The organism is Actinoplanes subtropicus (genome assembly GCF_000721705.1).
Classification (GTDB): Bacteria; Actinomycetota; Actinomycetes; order Mycobacteriales; family Micromonosporaceae; genus Actinoplanes; species Actinoplanes subtropicus.
The window spans coordinates 21,148-39,543 of the sequence record NZ_JOJL01000057.1 but is presented as its reverse complement, the minus strand read 5'-3'; the positions used below and the strand labels follow the sequence as shown (position 1 = coordinate 39,543).

Annotated in this window: 14 protein-coding genes; 3 read left to right on the top strand and 11 right to left on the bottom strand. The window is 72.8% G+C overall.

The features are described 5' to 3' along the window. Window positions 1-178: 178 nt before the first annotated feature. Window positions 179-2,164 (bottom strand): NAD-dependent DNA ligase LigA, encoded by a 1,986-nt coding sequence (gene ligA, locus IH26_RS0148995; protein ID WP_030443192.1) that lies wholly within the window; start codon window positions 2,162-2,164, stop codon window positions 179-181. A 36-nt stretch (window positions 2,165-2,200) separates the two neighbouring features. Between ligA and IH26_RS0148990 the strand changes: the two genes are divergently transcribed. Continuing rightward, on the top strand, window positions 2,201-2,593 hold the full coding sequence (locus IH26_RS0148990) for a hypothetical protein (RefSeq protein ID WP_030443191.1): 393 nt from the start codon (window positions 2,201-2,203) through the stop codon (window positions 2,591-2,593). Further along, window positions 2,590-2,790, top strand: coding sequence for a DUF6186 family protein (locus IH26_RS0148985; RefSeq protein WP_030443190.1), 201 nt, complete (start codon window positions 2,590-2,592; stop codon window positions 2,788-2,790). The genes IH26_RS0148990 and IH26_RS0148985 overlap by 4 nt, the downstream gene beginning before the upstream one ends. A 56-nt stretch (window positions 2,791-2,846) precedes the next feature. On the opposite strand, the gene IH26_RS0148980 is transcribed toward IH26_RS0148985, so the two are convergent. From IH26_RS0148980 to IH26_RS0148935, 9 genes are all read right to left on the bottom strand, one after another. After that, window positions 2,847-5,786, bottom strand: coding sequence for a DUF6055 domain-containing protein (locus IH26_RS0148980; protein ID WP_030443189.1), 2,940 nt, complete (start codon window positions 5,784-5,786; stop codon window positions 2,847-2,849). 24 nt (window positions 5,787-5,810) lie between these two features. After that, window positions 5,811-9,080 carry an AfsR/SARP family transcriptional regulator gene (locus IH26_RS0148970; RefSeq protein WP_169789935.1) on the bottom strand — a complete coding sequence of 1,090 codons (3,270 nt, stop codon included), beginning with the start codon at window positions 9,078-9,080 and terminating at the stop codon, window positions 5,811-5,813. 45 nt (window positions 9,081-9,125) lie between these two features. Further along, window positions 9,126-9,581 carry a hypothetical protein gene (locus IH26_RS0148965; protein WP_030443188.1) on the bottom strand — a complete coding sequence of 152 codons (456 nt, stop codon included), beginning with the start codon at window positions 9,579-9,581 and terminating at the stop codon, window positions 9,126-9,128. A 92-nt stretch (window positions 9,582-9,673) separates the two neighbouring features. After that, the gene (locus tag IH26_RS0148960; RefSeq protein WP_030443187.1) at window positions 9,674-10,618 is read right to left on the bottom strand and encodes a glycosyltransferase family 2 protein; all 945 of its coding nucleotides are present in this window, start codon (window positions 10,616-10,618) and stop codon (window positions 9,674-9,676) included. Window positions 10,619-10,719: 101 nt separating this feature from the next. After that, window positions 10,720-12,363, bottom strand: a complete 1,644-nt coding sequence (locus IH26_RS0148955; protein ID WP_030443186.1) for a hypothetical protein — start codon at window positions 12,361-12,363, stop codon at window positions 10,720-10,722. A 75-nt stretch (window positions 12,364-12,438) separates the two neighbouring features. Further along, window positions 12,439-12,981, bottom strand: a complete 543-nt coding sequence (locus tag IH26_RS0148950; protein WP_034217852.1) for a GtrA family protein — start codon at window positions 12,979-12,981, stop codon at window positions 12,439-12,441. Window positions 12,982-13,026: 45 nt separating this feature from the next. Beyond that, window positions 13,027-13,308, bottom strand: a complete 282-nt coding sequence (locus tag IH26_RS0148945) for a TM2 domain-containing protein (protein ID WP_051809929.1) — start codon at window positions 13,306-13,308, stop codon at window positions 13,027-13,029. 21 nt (window positions 13,309-13,329) lie between these two features. Continuing rightward, on the bottom strand, window positions 13,330-14,109 hold the full coding sequence (locus tag IH26_RS0148940) for an SDR family NAD(P)-dependent oxidoreductase (RefSeq protein ID WP_030443183.1): 780 nt from the start codon (window positions 14,107-14,109) through the stop codon (window positions 13,330-13,332). A gap of 25 nt (window positions 14,110-14,134) precedes the next feature. After that, window positions 14,135-14,674, bottom strand: a complete 540-nt coding sequence (locus IH26_RS0148935; RefSeq protein ID WP_030443182.1) for a hypothetical protein — start codon at window positions 14,672-14,674, stop codon at window positions 14,135-14,137. A 186-nt stretch (window positions 14,675-14,860) separates the two neighbouring features. Here IH26_RS0148935 and IH26_RS0148930 point away from each other — a divergent pair, with 186 nt between their 5' ends. Continuing rightward, entirely contained in the window at window positions 14,861-15,412 is a 552-nt protein-coding gene (locus IH26_RS0148930) for a GAF domain-containing protein (protein WP_051809927.1), read from the top strand. Between the two features lie 269 nt (window positions 15,413-15,681). Here the strand turns inward: IH26_RS0148930 and IH26_RS0148925 are convergent, their stop codons facing one another. Further along, on the bottom strand, window positions 15,682-18,363 hold the full coding sequence (locus IH26_RS0148925) for an alpha/beta hydrolase (RefSeq protein ID WP_030443180.1): 2,682 nt from the start codon (window positions 18,361-18,363) through the stop codon (window positions 15,682-15,684). Window positions 18,364-18,396 lie beyond the last annotated feature (33 nt).

Sequence of the window (18,396 nt, the reverse complement as noted above, 5' to 3'; positions counted from 1 at the left end):
AGGCGGCACCCACCGCAACCAGGCACCCCCCGGGCCATGGCAAGCAGACCGACCCACAAGGCACCGCAACAGGCGGCACCCACCGCAACCAGAGACCCCCGGGCCATGGCAAGCAGACCGGCCCACGACGCACAGCAACAGGCGGCACTCACGCGCCGCCCCGGCCCGGCAGACGCTGTCAGCCGGCGAGCATTTGGGCGAACTCGACCGGGTCGATGATCGGGATGCCAAGCTTGGCGGCCTTCGTAGCCTTAGTCGTGGTCGTCTCGGAGGTAACAAGGGCCGTGGTATTCGCCGAGACGCTCCCGCTGGCCCGCCCGCCCAACTCCTCGATCCGCTCGCTCACGGTAGTCCGCGTATACCCCGGCACACTCCCGCTGACCACATAGGTCTTACCCTCGAGCCGCTTCTCCCCCGAGCTCAACGGAACGCTCATGGTCACCCCAGCCGCCGCCAGCCGATCGATCACGCCGGACATCGCGGCGAGCCCGTCCACCACATGCTGCGCCTTGATCAGCCCCATCTTGTCGATCTCGGCGATCTCCTCGACCGTCGCGGCCCGCAGCGCCTCCATCGTCTTGAACCGGGCGGCCAGCCAGCGCCCGACACTGCGCCCGGTCATCCGGATGCCGAGGCCGGTGATCACACGGTTGAACGGCTGCCCCTTGCTCTGCGAGAGCGACGCGATCACCTTGGCCGCATTGAGCTTGCCCAGCAGCACGACACCGCCGGCCTTGGTGTTGCCGACCGGCAGCTCGGCCAGCTGCTCCTCGGTCAACGCGTACAGGTCGGCCACGTCGTTGGCCAGGCCCGCGTTGACCAGGGCGACGCAGAGCGCCTCGCCGGCCCCCTCGACATCCATCGCCTCGCGGCTGCACCAATACTCCAGCGCGTTGGTGGCGCTGCACGAGGCGGTGTGGCACCGCCAGAGCAGGCTGGACTTGTCCCACGGCTCGCCGCACTGCGGGCAGGTCTCGGGCGGCGCCCAGGGGGTGAGGCCGTGCGGCTGCTCGCCGATCGGCGCGGTGACCCGCGGGATCACGTCGCCGGCCCGCCACACGGCGACGGTCTGGCCGATGGCGAGGCCCTGCTCCTCGACGAACTTCGGGTTGTGCAGCGTCGCATAGGTGATCGTCGTGCCGTCGACGAAGACCGGGTCGAGCACGGCACGCAGCGAGATCCGCCCGGTACGCCCGACCCGCACCTCGATGTCGCGCAACACCGTGGAGCCGGTGTCGGCGGGGTATTTGAAGGCGGCCGCCCAATACGGCGTACGGCTGCCGGAGCCCAGCCGCCGGCGGGTCGACTCGAGGTCGGCGGTGAGCACCGCACCGTCGATCGGGAACTCCAGGCCCCGGCGCAGCTCGCCGATGCCCGCGATGGCGGCGAGCGCGGCCTCGGCGTCGCCGGCCACCTGGATCTCGCCGGTGGCGAGCCGCCCGGCCGTGGCGAAGCCGAGCTCGGCCGCGCGCTGCATCCGCTCGTGGTGCGAGGGAAAATCGCCGGAGATGTCGTACGCCGCGAAGGTCATCGGCGTCTCGTAGGTGCGGTCGGCGCTGCGGATCGACCCGGCCACCGCTCCGCGCGAGTTGATGAACGGCTTGCCGGCGGCCGCCACCCGGTTGGCGCTGGCCTCCTCGAAGTCGCGCACGGTCATGTAGACCTCGCCGCGGACCTCGCCCGTCCAGGCGGTGCCGAGCCGGGCGGGCAGGCCGGCGACGCCGCGCAGCACCTGGGCGGTCACGTTCTCCCCCGTGCTGCCGTCGCCGCGCAGCGCGGCCAGGGCGAGGCGGCCCGACTCATACTCCACCCGGATCGCGAGGCCGTCGAGCTTGACCTCGATGAGGCACGGGTCGCCGCCGAGGCTCGCCACGAAGGCGCGCACCTCATCCTCCCCGGTGACCTTGCCGAGCGACATCATCGGCACCGGGTGCCGCACGTCACCGCCGCTGGACACGCCGGCCGCGACCCGGGTGGTGAGCCCGTGGTCATCCCACTCCGGATGGGCCGCCTTCGCCTCGGCGACGCGGTCGAGCAGCGCGTCGTAGTCGGCGTCCGTCATCAGCACGTCGCCGGTGTCGTAATACGACTTCGCGGCGGCCTGCGCCTGCTCGACGGCGGCGGCAAAGCCGGCTTCGGTGAGGATGCGGTCGGAGTCCGTCATGCCGACAACCTACGTGGCGGGTACGACAATACGAGGGTGGACACGGCGCGTACGACCGCGAACGGCACCCGGCTCCGGCGCGCCGGAGCCGTCGCCGCGGTCCTGGTCTATGCGCTGGTCGCGGCGCTTTGCCGACCGCTGACCTGGCCGGCCCTCGGCGCCGTCCTCGCCGTCGGCCTACCACTGTGCTGGGTCGGCGTCCGGCGCCGGCCGCGCCGAGCCGAGCCGGTCGACCGCCGTTCGGCGGCCGTGTGGTGCGCCCTCGTCGCGCTTGGCGGCGCGGTCGAACTCGCCCTCCGGCTGGGGCCGGACGACACGGCGCATCCGACGCTGAGCACTCTGGCCGATCCCCTGCTCGGGACGTATCCGGGCCGGGTGCTCGGCTACGTGCTGTGGATCGGCGCCGGGCTGTGGCTGGTGCGCCGATGACGCCGCGCGCCGCCATCATCACGATCTTCGCCGCGGTCTTCGGCCTGGCCGTCGTGACCGACCTGATCGCCCGGCGGGCGGGATCGAGCGTACGGCCGCTTGCCGCCACGCTGGCCGCGGCCCTGCGGTGGCGGTCGGCCCGCCTCCTCATTCTCGCGACCTGGCTCTGGCTGGGCTGGCACTTCCTGGCCAGGTAGCGCCCGCGAGGAAAACCGCGGGCGCCCGGTGGGGGGCCGCACCGGGCGCCCGCCGTCTAACCCAGCGTGAACCGGATGAACCGCGGCCGGTAGATGCCGGGATCCCGGTACATGTCGCCGCTCGGGGAAACGCTGTTGTCCAGCGTGTTCACGTTGTACGACGCGACGAACGTGTTCCCCGAACTCAATTCCGCGTGCACATGGGCGTTGTAGGCGATGATGTCGCCGTCCCAGTAGCTGCCGTACGGTCCCGGCTCGGGCATCCGGTAGATCTGCTGCCCGTTGGTGAACGGCCCGAACGGGTTGCACGACGTGTAGCCCTTGATCTGGCCGCTGAACGCCTGCGTGCTGTCCTGGGTGAAGAGCAGGAACTGCCCGGCCCACGGCGTCACGCTGTACTCGTTGGCCACGCCGGTCAGCGTGTTCCGGGCGTTCTGCTCGCGGAACGACCAGCCCCACGGGGTGTAGTACTGCCAGGTACCGCCGGCCAGGTCGTCGCCCTTGACCCGGGCGATGCGCATCTGCTTGTTGATCGGCGAGTCGTCCACGCCGTAGACGTACGTGTACCCGTCCCCGCTACTGCTGGACGGCAGGATCGCCGAGCCCCACGCCACCCCGCTGGCCGACGGCAGGTCCCGCACCTGGGTCGGGACGTGCAGGTTGCTCACGTCGAAGTCGGCGACCACGTTGCGGTTGAACGCCCAGTCCCAGGCGCCCGAGCCGAAGCGTTTGTACTCTTGGAACACCACCTGCAGCTTGCCGCCCGACATGTGGCCGTCGCCGATCCAGTACCAGGTGGTCGTCGAGGTCGGCCCCATGAGGGCCGCCGGCGCGCCTGCCGTTCCGCCTTGGTACGTGGTCAGGCTGCTGCCGTTCTGCACCACGAAACTGTTGTTGATGATCGGCGCCGTGGTGGGCCGGGTGCCGTCGGCGTTCAGCGGCCCGAGGAAGGTGTCCGAGAAGAGCCACACCGTGCGGCCATCCGGCAGCTTCACCGAGTACGTCGAGTCGCCGCCGGTCCAGCCGTCGGGCGTGCTCGCCGCGTACGAGTTGAAGAGGTTCTCCGGGTCGACGCCGACGTCGACGCCCTGCACCACGGGCGCCTTGAGCGTGCAGGACCGTTCGGCCAGCGGCGCGGTGGTCTCCACGTACGTGTCCAGGGTCTTCTGGTCGCCCGCAGCGGCCTGGGAACTGGTGTCGAGGTGGGTGCGGACCGAGACCAGCGTGGCCACCATCGGGTACTTGAACCCCGACAGGCTGATCAGACCACCGGAGTCGGGATACTTGACGTCCGCGATGGTGGGGTACCCGGCCGACGGAGACCAGACCACGAGCGCCGAGCGCCGGTCGGCGTCCTTCGTGGTGTCCACCAGCAGCGTGGAACAGTAGTCACAGTCCTTGTCGCCGGAGTGGTACACCGCCCAGAAGTCGTGGTAGGTCGCCCCGCCCGGCAGGACCGTGTCGTGCAGATCGAAGTGGCTGCCCGCGGCGAGGTTGTGCAGCGTACGGGCCGGCCGGGCGCCGCCGAGGCCGTCGTCCGCCGTGAAGGTGCCGCCGTCGATCAGGGCGCGCCACTTCGCGACGTCCGGATCCTGATAGCCGAACCTCGTCCAGTCGTCCGTCGGTGGACCGGCCTGCCCCTTGGCCAGCCGATAGTTCGCGATGTAGTAGTCCCGCAGCAGGTCCGCCAACTCCATCGTGTAGGTGCCGCCGACGACCTGCCAGATGGCGTCGATCGGCTTGTAGTCGTGGTCGCGGATCTGCTCCCAGGTCTGCCGCACGAAGTTCGGTCCGGTGCGCTCCGTGGCGTACTCGGCGAACAGGAACGAGCCGTACTGCGGTCCCGTCGCCAGACCGCCCCACTCGTTGAGCGCCTCGTCCGGGTGGCTCAGCGGAATCCAGGCGTTTCTCGCGTACTCGGCCGACTGGCCGTACGGGTCGAAGGGCTCCCGCAGGTACGACTGGTGTGCGGCCCATTCCGCGGTGGCCTCCATCCACCAGTTCATCGAGCCGAAGTCGTCGCCGCCGATGAAGCTGGCCATCCAGTCCAGGCTGACCCCGGAGACGTCGTTCCAGTACTGGTACTGCACGGCGTGGAACAGTTCGTGCCGGGGCAGGTAGTCGAACTTGGTCTGAGCGTCGGCCGGCACCAGGATCATCGGCCGTTTGTTGAGTCCGGTCGGCGCGGTGAACGGGGCCGTGATGGTCAGCGGCCCGATGCTGTTGACCCCATAGATCAGCACGTACGGGTTGTCCGGGTCGGCCGGCAGCGTGTAGCCCATGGCACGGTAGGCGTCGGCGGCCAGCGAGAGCGCGTTGAGCATGTCCTGCACGGCGGTGGCGCGGCCGTTCGCGTTGTACTTCGCCGGGACGCCGTCGTGGTCGGCATTCTTGATGTTGAACAGGATCAGGAACTCACCGGCCTGCGCCCGGCAGTCGTAGGTGTTGCCGAGATAGCTGTAGTCCGGCGCGGCGCAGTCGTCGTAGTCCTCCGAGTCGGCCACCGCCGGGGCCGCGACGCTCGATGTCAGGCTCTTGCTCGCGGCGGGGGACGCGGTCGCCGAGAGTGCCGAGAGGTACATCAGGTACTGCTGCGGATTCTTGATCTTTCCGGTGGGTCGCAGGTGCGCCGGGACCGAATCCGGCGACTGCAGCGCCGCCAGTCCGTATCGCACGGTGTCGTCGAGCGAGAGCCGGCCGGCCCGGAACGCCTTGACGATCCGCTCGCGTGGCCCGAAGTCGGGCGGCTTCGGCTTCGCGGCGCGGGCCGGCGGGAGGCTCGGCTTCCTGGGCTGCCCGCTCGCCCCGGCCGACGGCGACGGGTTCGGCGGATCGCCGACGATTCCGGCCCGGCCGGCGGCGACCGCAGCGCCACCGCCTCGGCCGGCGGCGACCGCGGCGCTACCGCCTCGGTCGGCGGCGACCGCAGCGCCACCGGTGAGAATGGCCGTTGACAAGGTCAGTGCCGCGGCGCCGAGCGCCAGGAGGTGTCGCACGCTGCCCCCAGTGATGTGGATCAATCAGAGATCGACAGGCACCGTATCCCCGGGCCGTGAATCGGCGCTGAAAGACCACTGAAAGTCCTGCCCGGCACCGGTTTCCGAGACGAGCTCGGCCACCTTCCGGCGGTGCGCCTCCGCCTGCGCCCGGCGACCCAGCAGGTCCTCGGCGCGGCTCATCGTCACCAGGGTGCGGGCGTACGCGAGCCGCTGCCCCGCCCGGCGCTGGACCCGCAGTGCGCGCCGGGCGTCCGCCAGGCAACCCGCCGCGTCGCCCAGGCCCAGACGGGCGGCCGCGAGCCGGGCGTACGCGGCGGCGGTCAGCAGCGTGTACCCGCCCGCCGCGGCGTCCCGTACCGCGCGGCCGGCGTGCTCCTGGGCGATCGGGAAGTCGCCACCGGCCGCGGACAACTCGGCGAGCAGCAGCAGGGCCTCCACCCGGCCCCGCTGGTTGCCGGTGCGCTCGGCCAGCGCCAGCGCGGGCTCCAGCCGCTCGGCCGGTTCGGCCGGCCGGCCGCGGCGCAGGTCCAGCTCGGCGAGCGCGGTCTGCGCCGACACCGTCAGCCGGCTCTCCGGCAGCTCCTGGGCGATCTTCAGGGCCGCGGTCAGCGCCTGCTCGGCGGTCTCGTACCGGCCGGCCTCGCCGTGCACCCGGCCCAGCGCGATCAGCGCGGCCGCCTCCTCGTTGCCCCCACCGATCTCCCGGGAGATCCGCAGCGACTCCTCGGCCGCCGACCGCGCCTCCTCGAGCCGGCCGAGCTCCCGCCGGATCGTCGCCAGGTTCTCGGCCGCGATCGCGGCGCCCAGGTGCTGGCCGGTGTCGCGCAGCAGCGGCATGGCGAGCTCGTTGTGCCGGGCCGCCCGGGCCAGGTCGCCCACCTCCTCGCAGGCGGTGGCCAGGTTGATCAGCGAGCCGGCCTCGGCGCGGCGGTCACCGAGCTCGCGGTCGATGGCGACCGCCCGCTCGAACCGGTCGATCGCCGCGGCCGGCCGGCCGAGCTGGGCCAGCACGATGCCGATGGTGCAGTGCGCCGCCGACTCGCCGACCCGCCAGCCGGCCTCGGCGGCCAGCTCCGCGGAGGCTTCGAAATCGGCGCGGGCGCCGCGGATGTCGCCGGTACGCCAGCGGAGCAGCCCGAGGCTCTGCCGCAGCACCGTCTCGCCGCGCGGGTCCCCGTCGCGCCGGGCTGCCGCCAACCCGGTGCGCGCGACCGCCTCCCACTGCGCGGGCGGCGCCTGCAACCGCAGCACGTGGTGCAGGGCGTGGGCCAGTTGCCAGGCCAGCCGGTGACGGCCCGCCGCGGCGGCATACTCGACCGCCGCGACCAGGTTGGCCCACTCGGCGTCGAGCCACTTCCGCGCCTGCGCGTGGTCGCCGAATTCCAGAATCGGCACGCCCGCCGGCGCCGGTTCCCGGGGCAATCCCAGCCGGGGCGGTCCATTGAGGTCGGCGCTGACCCGGTCGGCGTTGTGCAGATAGAAATGCAGCAGCCGATGCGCGGCGGCATCCCGGTCGGCCGCTTCGTCGTGCTCGGCCGCGAGCTCGGCGGCGTACTCCAGGAGCAGGTCGTGCCCGGCCAGCCGGTTCCGCTCGGTGACCCGTACCAGATGCAGCCGGGCCAGCGAATCCGCCAGCGGTCCCAGGTCCGGCTCGGGCACGCCGGCCAGCGCCGCGGCGGCCGGCGGGGCAAGGCCGGCCGGCGAGGGCACCAGGCCGAGGCGACGGAACAGCCGGCCGGCCGCCGGCGTCAGCGCCCGATAGGAGAGGTCGAAGGCGGCCCGTACGGTGGCCTGGTCGTCGCCGTCCACCCGGAGCTGCGACATCCGTCCCCGCGCGGTCAGCTCGGCGATGTGCTCGCGCACGCCGGCATGCGGCCGGTCGGCCAGCCGGGCGCCGGCGATGCGCAACGCGAGTGGCAGGTGTCCGCAGAGCCGGGCCAGCTCCCGTGCCGCCTCCGGATCGTCGCCCAGGCCGGCCGGGCCGGCCGCCCCGGCCAGCACCTCGACGGCGTCGCCGGGCGGCAGCACGTCGACCGTCAACCGGCGGGCGCCGTCGCGGGCGACCAGGCCGCTGAGCCGGTCCCGGCTGGTCGCCACGACGAGGCAGCCGGGATCGCCGGGCACCAGCTGCCGCACCTGGTCGGGGTCGGCCACGTTGTCGAGGATCAGCAGTACCCGCCGCCCGGCCAGGACCGAGCGGTAGAGGGCGACCTGCGCGTCCACCGCGACCGGGACCCGTTCGGCCGGTACCCCGAACGCGACCAGCGCCAGCGCCAGCGCCTCGGCCACCGGCCGGCGCGGGCCCGGGTGGAAGCCCAGCATGTCGACGAACAGCTGACCGTCCGGGAACCGCTCCCGGACGGCGTGCGCCCACCGCACCACCAGGCTCGTCTTGCCGGCGCCGGGCGGGCCGCAGACGACCGCGACGCCCGACGTCAACTCGTCCAGGACGGCGAGTTCGGCCCGCCGGCCGACGAAGCCCGGCATCGGTGCGGGTAGTTGGCGCGGCATTACCGGCTCGGCACCCGGGACGGGCGGGGGCGCCGGGACCGGCCCGCCCTGGCCGAGCAATCGCTGGTGGAGCTCCACCAGGTCGTCGCCCGGCTCGATGCCCAGCTCGGCGATCAGCCGCCGCCGGGCCTCGCGGAACACGGTGAGCGCCTCGCCGGTGCGGCCGGCCCGGTGCAGTGCGGTCATCAGCAGCAGCACCGGCCGTTCGCGCAGCGGGTGCTCGGCGACCAGGGCGGTCAGCGGGCCCACCGCCTGGTCGAACCGGCCGCGGTCCAGCTCGCCGGCGAGCCGCGCCTCCAGTGCGGCCATCCGCTCCTCGTCCAGGACCGGCCGCACCGTGGCCGGCAGCCACTCGCCGGCCACATCGGCCAGCGCGGGACCGCGCCACAGTCCCAGTGCCCCCTCGAGCGGGTCGTCGCCCGGCCCCGCCTTCCGCGCTTCCGCCACGAGGTCGCGGAAGCGGTACAGATCCACGTCTCGCCGATCGGCCCGGAGCCGGTAGCCGGCCCCGGTGCGGATCAGCTCGCCGGCGGGGTACGCCTCCGCGAGCAGCCGGCGGAGGCGGGCCAGATAGCCCTGGACGGCGTTGCGCTCCGAGGCGGGCGGCGACGCCGACCAGAGCGCTTCGGAGATCCTCGTGGTCGGCACCACCGCGTCGAGGTCGAGCAGCAGCAGTGCGAGCACCGTGCGCTGCTGCGCGGTCGCCGGGCCGAGCCGCCGTCCGCCACGCCACAGGCCGACCGGGCCGAGCAACCGGAACTCAACTGCGTCGATGGGCACCAGGACATCCTGGTGCATCGCCGCAACCCGGTGCCCATCACACCCTCAGCAGCCCTGCGTGCCGCTGTCGACGACGTAGACGTTGCCGGTTCCCCATTGGAGGTAGCCCCTCGCGGCGACGCAGTAGTTCGCGGTCCCGGTGACGCCGACCGGCCCGGCGTAGTACTTGTAGTCGCCCTCGTCCGGCGCCGACAGCGCCGCGATGTCACAGGTCTTGCCCTCGCCCGAGCGCTGCGAACAACGGGCGATCTGCACGCCGGTGAGGCTCATGCCGCCGTACGCGGCCCCGCGGTGGTAGAAGCAGGCGCTGTTCGTACCACCGTTGCTGGTGTTGTAGTAGATCACCAGCTCGCCGATGACGCTGCCGCCGCGCGAGACGGTGCCGTCATAGCTGACCGTGCCCGAGCAGGTGGTCGCCGCCTGCGCGGGCGCGGCGGCGACCAGACCGGAGGCGGTGACGGCGGCGACCAGCGCTGCCCGGCGAAGAAGATGCTTGGTCATTTCAACTGACTCCGTGATCGATCCGGTAGGGGCGCCGGGGACCGTATCGCGGAGGCGTGAAACCACTCTGAAAAGGCGCTGAACGCCCTCGTCTACGAGGCGCGCGGGAGCTGGTCCTCCGCGGCCAGCAGGGCGTCCACCGTGCCGTGCCACTTGCCGCCGGGCATCGCGAGTACCGGGACGACCTTCTCGGCGCCGCTCGCCCGGGCGAATGCCGCGGCCTTCGCCTCCGCCCGGCGCTGGGCGCCGCGGCGGCGGCGGAACTCGCTGAGGATCGTCCGCAGCACCCGGGCGCCGTCGCGGAAGGTGTTGAGGTTGCTCATGCCGTGGATGCGCAGGTGCTCGACGCTGGCGACCTCCCGCACCCGCATGCCGCTGGCCGCCACCCGGATGTTGATCAGGGTCTCGATCTCGAAGCCGTCGCCCCACAGCTTGCGGCCGTCGGCGGGGGCCGGCAGCTCGGTCGAGGGCAGGTCCATCACCGGCACGGCGCGGCGCCAGAAGGCGTTGTAGCCGTAGCAGAGGTCGGTGAACTTGGTGCCGAAGAGCTGGTTGACGAACAGGTTGAGGCCCATGTTGCCGGCCCGGCGCAGCGGGGTGATGTCGTGGCTGAAGCCGCCCTTGCCGAACCGGGAGCCCTTGGCGAACTCGGCGCCGCTGATCAGCGCCTCGACGAAGCGGTGGATCTCGGCCGGGTCGGTGGAGCCGTCCGCGTCGATCATCACGATGGCGTCGCCGGTGCAGGCGGCGAACCCGCTGGCCAGGGCGTTTCCCTTGCCCGTACGGGTCTGCCGCACCACCACGACGTCGGGCCGCAGTTCCTTGGCGACCGCCACCGTGTTGTCGACCGAGCCGCCGTCGACCAGGACGACCTCGTGCAGGCCGGCGGGCAGCGCGCCGAACACGTGCGGCAGGTTCAGTTCCTCGTTCAGCGTCGGGATGACGACGCTGACCAGCGGCGCGCGGCGCGGGCCACCGGGCTCGCCGCGGCGGCGGTCCGGGGTCGAGCGCAGGGTCTTGCGGCGGTCCTGAGTCATGCGGGGAGCCTCCAGGAAGTGCGGCCAAGGGAGTGCCGACTTCCAAGATACGAAATTAAGGTAATTTCGGACATGTCCGAAAAGACAAAGATGCCGACCGGTCAGCCCGCGGCGACGGCGGGGCACGGCGTGCCCCGATCGAGCGCGTACCGCGCCTCGATGGTGTAGGTGCCCCCGGCCGGGGCGACCAGCTTGGTCCACTTCCCGTGCTGGGTGAGGCAGGCGCGCGGCGCCGTGCTGTCGTCGTCGGTCCCGTCGATGGCCAGCCACGGCGACCAGGCGATCCGCAGCACCGCCGAGCCCGCGCCGGGCAGCCTGACCGTGAGGGTGGCCGGCCCGGCGTACAGGACCGTCGCCGGCGCGGAAACCAGCGGGTCGGCGCTCTCCACCCGGTAGACCCGCCAGTCGGCGTCCTCCCAGACCAGCGGCAGCCAGGCCGCGCCGGCGGCGATGACCCGCGCCTCGGCGACGCCGCCACTGTCCGGCTCGGTGGTGGGCAGCACGACGAAGCCCACGCTCCAGGTGCGCAGCCACTCGCGGTAGCTGGCCGCGGTCAGGGTGCCGTCGTAGAACAGCGGGTTGCGCTGGACGTCGGCCTGCCGGTTCCAGCCGCGGGCCAGATTGACGTACGGCGCGATCCCGGCCGCTTCCCAGTGCGAGCGCAGCGGCACCACCTCGACCCGGCCCTGCTGCGCGTTCAGCTCCAGCAGCTTGGTGATCAGCGGCCGGGCGTCGGCGGTGGTGGCCGGCGTGGGTGCGGTGGTGACCAGGTCGGTGACCGGCTGGACCACGGTCCAGATGGCGAGCGCGGCGGCGGACGCGTACGTCGCGAGCAGCTTCCACCGGCGGCGCTCGGGCAGGGTGGCCACGCAGATCAGGATCGCCGCGCCGGCCAGCAGGGCGAGCCGCTCGACGTTGCTGCCGATCGGGGTGGGCAGCGCCCAGCACAGGCCGACGCCCAGCGCGTACACCCAGGCCCCGGCCCGCACGTTGCGCCACGCGGGGGGCGCCAGCACCGCGACGGCCATCGCGGCGGCGGCCGTGGGCAGCGCGGCGTACCAGTGGAACGGCTGCACCCCGGAGAACGGGAACAGCAGCGCGGTCACCCCGATCACCACCGGCGGGCCGGGCGCGATCAGGTAGGCGTCCCGCCGCTTGCCGGTCAGGAACAGCGCGGCCGCCAGCACCTCCATGAACAGCCCGGCCACCGGGCTGCACAGGGTCGCCAGCACGCCGAACGCGGCGGCGAGCACCGGCCGGGCCGGGCGGGTGCCGCTCAGCGCGAAGATGGCCGCCAGCAAGGCGAAAACCATCCCCAGGAGGTACGTGACCCGCCCGGCCGCGACGTTGCACCAGACGGCGACCGCGAACCAGAGCGCGACCGGCAGCGGGCGCCGGATCCCGGAGCGGGTGAGCAGCATCGCGCCGAGCGCCGCGCAGCCGGTGCAGGCGAGCACGCCGGTGGTGCGCACGCCCAGCCAGGCCATCACATAGGGCGAGAAGACGCTGTACGAGGCCGGGTGGATCCCGCCGTACCAGGACAGGTTGTAGGCCGCGCCCGGGTGCCGCCGGACGAAGGCGGTCCAGGCGTACTGGGCGGCCAGGTCACCGGCGTCGCGGGCCAGCCACAGCGCCCAGACCAGCCCGAGGACCGCGGCGAGTGACGCCGCCAGCACGGCGGGCCGGCCCCACCAGCGCGGCCAGACGACGACGGGGCCGTCGTACACTCGGTCCAGCAAGGTCATGGGGGCGTCCAGTCCGTCCGTACGGTCCCGCCCGGGGCGGAAGCACCGGCCGGCCGCAGACCGTACCATCGACGATCAAGCGGCGCGTTCCTCGGGCGCGGGGGATTGTGCTCCGCCGTGCACCAATCGCACGTGTTGGTGCGGGAATACCCACGTCCGGTACGCCCAAAGCCGGAAGCCCATCGCCAGCAGCGTCCCGACGATCATCCCGGAGGCGAAGTCGCTGGTCTCCTGCACCAGCCGGCTGACATCCGGCACGCGCAGGTCGAACAGGTACCGGGCGGCCCACAGCGGCACGTCGTTGACCAGCGCGGCGACGCCGTTGATCGCGAAGAACAGCACGGCCTCGTGCAGGCCGCGGCGGCCGCCCCGGGAGCGGAAGGCCCAGCGCCGGTTCAACGCGTACGACAAAAAGGTGGCCGCGACCGTCGCGATGGTCAGCGCGGTGACCGGCCGGGTGGACAGCACGGTCAGCTTCAGCGCGTAGTTGATCACGCCGGTGACCAGGAAGCACGTGCCGCCGACGAGGAGGAACTTGGTCACTTCCCGATGGCGCAGCAGCCACTCCCGCGCGGGGCGGGGCAGCACGCCGAGCACGAGCCGGATGAGGGAACCCACCGGCGCAGGCTAATGGCCGAACCCAAGAAAACGCTGAGAGCCGCCTCAGGCGTCGACGATGCCGTACCTCGCCATGATCGCGGCGCGGCGCCGGTCGTTGACCGTGCGCACCCGGTGCCCCACGAAGAACACGTCCGCCAGCGTCCAGACCCCGAGCCCGCCCAGCGTGAACAGCATCGCGATCGAGCGCCCGGTGTCGCCCAGATAGAACCGATGACCGCCGAAAACACCTAAAAACAGCCAGATTGCGTACGCCGTCCGGGCGTCCTTCCGGACGCTGTCGTACTCGGATTCGGCCCGCGCCACCCGGTACCGCAGCTCGTCCACCGCCGCAACGATAGCGGCCGGTCAGTAAACGGTGTAGCCGCCGTCGACGACCAGCACCGACCCGGTCACGAAGGCGGCCGCCGGCGAGCAGAGGTAGACGACCGTCGGCGCGATCTCCGCCGGCATCGCGTACCGCCGCTGCGGCGCGTCCTCGATCCACATCCGGCGCAGCTCGGGCCGGTCGACCGGCGCCATCTCGGTCTTGACATAGCCCGGCGCGACCGCGTTGACCCGGATCCCGTGCGGCGCCCACTCCGCCGCGAGCGACCTGGTCAGCTGGTGCACGGCCGCCTTGGAGGCGTTGTACGGCGCCTGCGCCTGCGGCCGGTTGACGATCAACCCGGAGATCGAGCCGATGTTCACGATCGCACCGCCACCTGCCGCCCGCAGCCGGCGACCGGCCGCCAGGCTGACCTTCCAGACCGCCCGCACGTTGAGGTCGAAGACCTGCTGCCACTCGTCGTCGGTGGCGTCCCAGGCCGGGTTGTGGAAGCAGATGCCGGCGTTGTTGACCACGATGTCCAGGCCGCCGAGCGCCTCGGCCGCCGCGTCGACCGCCCGGTCCACGTCGTCGTCCACGGTCAGGTCGGCGCTGATCCCGTACGCCTCGACGCCGTCCGCGCCGAGCCGGCCGGTCGCCGCCTCGTTGGCCTCGCCCCCGCGCCCGACGAACGCGACCGTGGCGCCGCAGTCGGCCAGGGCCCGGGTGAACGCGTACCCGAGCCCCCGGTTGCCCCCGGTGACCAGCGCCTTCTTGCCGGCGAGCGAGAAGGCCGCCAACCCGCGCGGAAATTCCGTCATGCGGCACAGTGTCGCAGGCGGACGATTACGGGGCCGGGGTGGCGGTGCAGGAGATGTCGACGCGGTCGGTGATCAGATCCTCCGGCGTCGGGTAGCGGCGGCGCAGCCCGGCCAGGACGTGGTCGTACGCGATCTGGTTGAAGGACAGCTCCCGCATCCTCGCCACCGACTCGCGGACCGCGGCGGTGAACTCGGCCGGCCAGCGGACCCGGTGCAGGGCGCGGACCGTGTCGGTGGTCCGGTCGACCAGCGCGATCTCCACCAACCCGTCGGGATCGACGCCGGGCGGCCCGTCCTCGGGCGGGACGAGATGCGGGCTGTAGGCGATCTGCGACCAGGACAGCACCGGGCCGAGGCGGTACAGCAATACCCCGGCCTGCTCGCCGTCGACCCAGGCGAACCGGGTCGGCGCCGCGGCCACGGCGTCGACCTCGAGCTCGTGCGGCCGCCGCAGGAAGATCATCAGCCGTACCGGCCGGCCGGCCGTCATGGTGAGGGCGGCGCCCTCCTCCGGCCAGCTGACCTCGGGCTCGAGATGGCTGCCCACCTCGACGGTGACATGCACAAGGGGGAGCGTATCCGCGCGACGGGCGGCTCGGGGCGTCGTTGGCCGAAGCAACCCCATTCCCCCGTACGGGTGAGCGCTCGCCACGCCGATCCCAGCGCTGCTACTTGTCGCCGTGCAACTATCCGTGACATCGTAGGCGGCTTCTCGGCCCGGCACCCGCGCCGACCAGCGGAAGGAGGCACCGTGTCGCCCGCCAGCGATCACCGTCGTTCGCTCCTCGCCGATCCCGGCCGGCTCGAGGCCCTCCGGCGGCACCGGATCCTGGACTGCGCGCCCAGCGCCGCCCTCGACCTGGTCACCGAGATCGCCGCCACGGTCTGCGGCACGCCGATGGCCACGGTCAGCATCGTCGACGCCGACCGGGTCTGGTTCGTCGCCGCCCGTGGCCTGGGCGAGCTCCGGCAGGTCGCCGCCGACCCGGGGCTGTGCGCCTCGGCACTGGCGGCCGACGGGCTCTACCTGGTCACCGACGCGGCCGTCGACCCCCGGGCCCGGAACCATCCCCTGGTCAGCGGCGGTCCGGGGGTACGGTTCTACGCCGGCGCCCCGATCATCGCGGCCGGCGGCCACCGGCTCGGCGTGGTGGCGGCGCTCGACACCGGGCCGCGGCAGCTCACCGAGACGCAGACCACGGTGCTGACCCAGCTTGCCGCGCTGGTCGTGGAGCAGTTGCGGCCGCGGCCCGATGAGCCCCGGCCGATCCCCCGCCAGCCGGCCGCCACCCGCCCGGCCTGAGCGGGCGTCAGATAAGCCCGACGATGCGGGCCGTGCCGCTCGCGCTCTGATAGCGGCGCCGTCGCTGGGCCCGGCCGCCGGACGCCCCTTTATCCGATTTGTCGGTAGATTTCCGATCAAGGTCGCCGTCGTCGGCCGGTGGCGGGCGCATGCCGTACCAGGCCGTCCCGGCTCGTAATCCGCTTGCCATGGGTCTTCCTCTGTCAGGTTTCGTTACCGGGATGCCCCCGCCGGCGACCTTGAAACCGGCCGGGGCACCCGGCGCGCGACTAGCCGGTAACCGTGCCGGTGAGGTCCGGCAGGCCCTTCGGGTCGACGAAGTGCAGCGAGACCACCTCGGCCGGCTCGGCGATCTGGTCCACGATCGTCGGCACGGTCAGGGTGGCCGTCGTGGCGCCCGGCTCGAAGAAGACGTACGGCGAAACCGACGTCGACGACAACGGCCGGGACGGCTCGACCGACTCGAACGAGTTCAGCTCGAACCAGGTCGGGTCCACGTCGGTGGTGGACAGCTCCACCCCGGAGGCCGGCTTCTGCGCCACGGTGACCGCCCCGTAGCCCGACTCGGTCGGCGCCGACAGCGTCAGCTTCCAGGTCAGCGTCCCGCCCTCGGCCGTGCTCGCCGTGGTGGAGGCCACCGACACGGTCGGAGCGGGATCGTCGTTGCGCACGTCGACGCCGCCCTGGTAGGCACCGATCACGAAACCCGTCCGGGCCTTCGCCACCAGCACCGTCTCCTCGTCGTAGCCGTACAGCTTGTCCCCGACGACGGTCACCGGCACCGGGATGGTCCGGTCGCCCGGCCGCACGGTGGCGAGCCACGACTTGATCGCGCCGGTCCCGCCGTCGATCAGGAAGAGCCGCACGGCACCGCCGCCGTGCCCGGAGATCTTGACCGGCACCCGGTAGGTCCTGCTCCCGGAGTCGCCCTCGGCGACCTTCAGGGTGCCGATGTCGAGGCGGGGCAGCGAGGTTTCCCGCGGGTCGGGCGTGCCCGCGCGCCAGCCCCACGCGTCGAGCAGCCAGGCCTTGCCCGCGGCCGTCCGCGGGGTCAGTTCCAGCGCGGCGACCTTGCCGCCGCGCCACGGCACCCGTACCTCCTGGCCCCAGTAGGACGTGGTGTTCTGGGTGCCCGGCAGCCCGTCGGCGCGGACGTCGCCGAGCGGGGTCCGCCGCCCGTCCACGCCGACGACGGTCACGCCGAAGCGGGTGCCCGCCGAGTTCGGCGGCACGATCAGCCGCAGCGCGAGCGCCTGGCTGCCGCGCGCGTCGACCGGCCGGGCCGGGGTGAGACGGATCGGGGTGCCCGCGGCGGTCCAGCTCAGCGCGGCGGCGTAGCGGCCCGGTTCCGGCGCGATCGGCCCGAAGCTGGTGAAGTGCGCGAGCCTCGAGTTGTTGTCGTCCGGGCTCAGGCAGGACTTCGCCGCGACGTCGGTCACCTGGTCGCAGATCCGCGCTCCCGCGGAAACCCGCACGCCGGGGTCGGGCTCGAGCAGGGCGGCGCGGTTGCCGCCGAGCGCGTGGCTGAGCACCCTTGCCGGGTACGCGCTGGGCGCGCGCCGGCCGCTGCCGTCGAGAAGCGGCCGCACCCGGTCGTCGCCCGCCACGAACAGCCGCGCGGCGGCCGCGATGTAGGTGGCGCCCACGTTCTGCTGCTGCGGCGCGGCGAGCCGGGTGGGCCGGCCCGGCGAGCACAGGGGATCGGTCTCGTCCCCGCTGTAGAAGTCGTCGAAGGACGGCGCGGCCGACTGCCCCGGCGTCCACTCGGTGTTGAAGAAGTTGTGGTTGGCGCCGATCACGTAGAGCGCGCTGTGCAGCGCCCGCCCCCGGCTCACGTCCCGGGTCGCGTCCACGAACATCTGCCCCTGCAGGTCGGAGACGTCCCCGTCGCAGCCGGGCAGGATGGTGGCCGACGGCACGTCCGGCACCGGGTCGTGGCCGAAGATGGTGGGCCCGATCAGCAACAGCCCGCGGATCGTCCACCGCACCGGTCCGTGGTAGCCGTCCAGCGCCGCGGGCGGCGGGGTGAGAGTGTCCATCGCCGCCCGGCTGACCCCCTCGCCGCCGCGCGAGTGACCCATCAGCAGCACCTTCGACAGGTCGGCCGGCGGGGCCGCCCGTACGATCGCCGGAGCCTTTGATCGGTCTTTCGAGGCCCAGGCCGCCCACTTGGCCAGATGCAGGCGCACCAGGGACGAGCGCGCCTGGGCGCCACCGTCCTCGGCCGCGAAGTCCTGGCCGTTGATGCCGTCGGCGGAGATCGACACCGTCACGTAGCCCTGCGACGCCAGCAGGCGCTGGGCCTGCAGGTAGCCGCGGTAGCTCGGGACCGGCTGGGTCCCGGCCGGGCAGGGCCAGTCCTGCGGCACGTCGTCGTCGGCGCCGTGATAGCAGACCGTGTGCCGGCCGTGCAGGAGGAGCGCCAGCGGGCGCGGGCCCTTGGCGCCCACCGGGGCCACCACGACCGCCCGCATCTCCACCTTGGCCGGGAAGTCCGGAAGCTTGACCGGGTCGAGCGCGTACTCGCCCTGGACCGTCCGGAAAGGACCCGGCGTGCCCGGGTCGACCGCGTTGACCGCCTGCGTCTCCGGCGGCACGGCGAGGGCGGCACGGCCGGTCGCCGTACGCGCCGGCTGCTGATCGATCCGCTTGCCACCGGCCCGGACCGACAGCCGGTCCAGGCTCGGCACCTGGTCGAGGCGGAGGCTGAAGGTGCTCCCGTCGGGCGCGGCCTCGGGACGGCCGAGCAGCTTGTCCCCGGCCCAGAACTCGACCGCGGCATCCCCCATCGGAACCTTCCGGTCGGCCCGCCAGACGAGCCGTCCATTGTCGACCGACCACCCGCCGTTCGCCGTGGCCGGCGGCCGGGCCGGCGGTGCGGCGGTGGCCGGTCCGGCCAGGCCCACCCCCAGCACCATGGTCAGCAGCGTTGCTCCCACGAATTTACGCATGCGCCCGTGTCTATCCGACGCACGCAAGTCATT

Bases quoted from the DNA above. Each gene is read 5' to 3' on its own strand.
- ligA (WP_030443192.1), bottom strand. From the start codon at position 2,164: ATGACGGACTCCGACCGCATCCTCACCGAAGCCGGCTTTGCCGCCGCC.
- IH26_RS0148985 (WP_030443190.1), top strand. From the start codon at position 2,590: ATGACGCCGCGCGCCGCCATCATCACGATCTTCGCCGCGGTCTTCGGC.
- IH26_RS0148965 (WP_030443188.1), bottom strand. From the start codon at position 9,581: ATGACCAAGCATCTTCTTCGCCGGGCAGCGCTGGTCGCCGCCGTCACC.
- IH26_RS0148960 (WP_030443187.1), bottom strand. From the start codon at position 10,618: ATGACTCAGGACCGCCGCAAGACCCTGCGCTCGACCCCGGACCGCCGC.
- IH26_RS0148955 (WP_030443186.1), bottom strand. From the start codon at position 12,363: ATGACCTTGCTGGACCGAGTGTACGACGGCCCCGTCGTCGTCTGGCCG.
- IH26_RS0148940 (WP_030443183.1), bottom strand. From the start codon at position 14,109: ATGACGGAATTTCCGCGCGGGTTGGCGGCCTTCTCGCTCGCCGGCAAG.
- IH26_RS0148925 (WP_030443180.1), bottom strand. From the start codon at position 18,363: ATGCGTAAATTCGTGGGAGCAACGCTGCTGACCATGGTGCTGGGGGTG.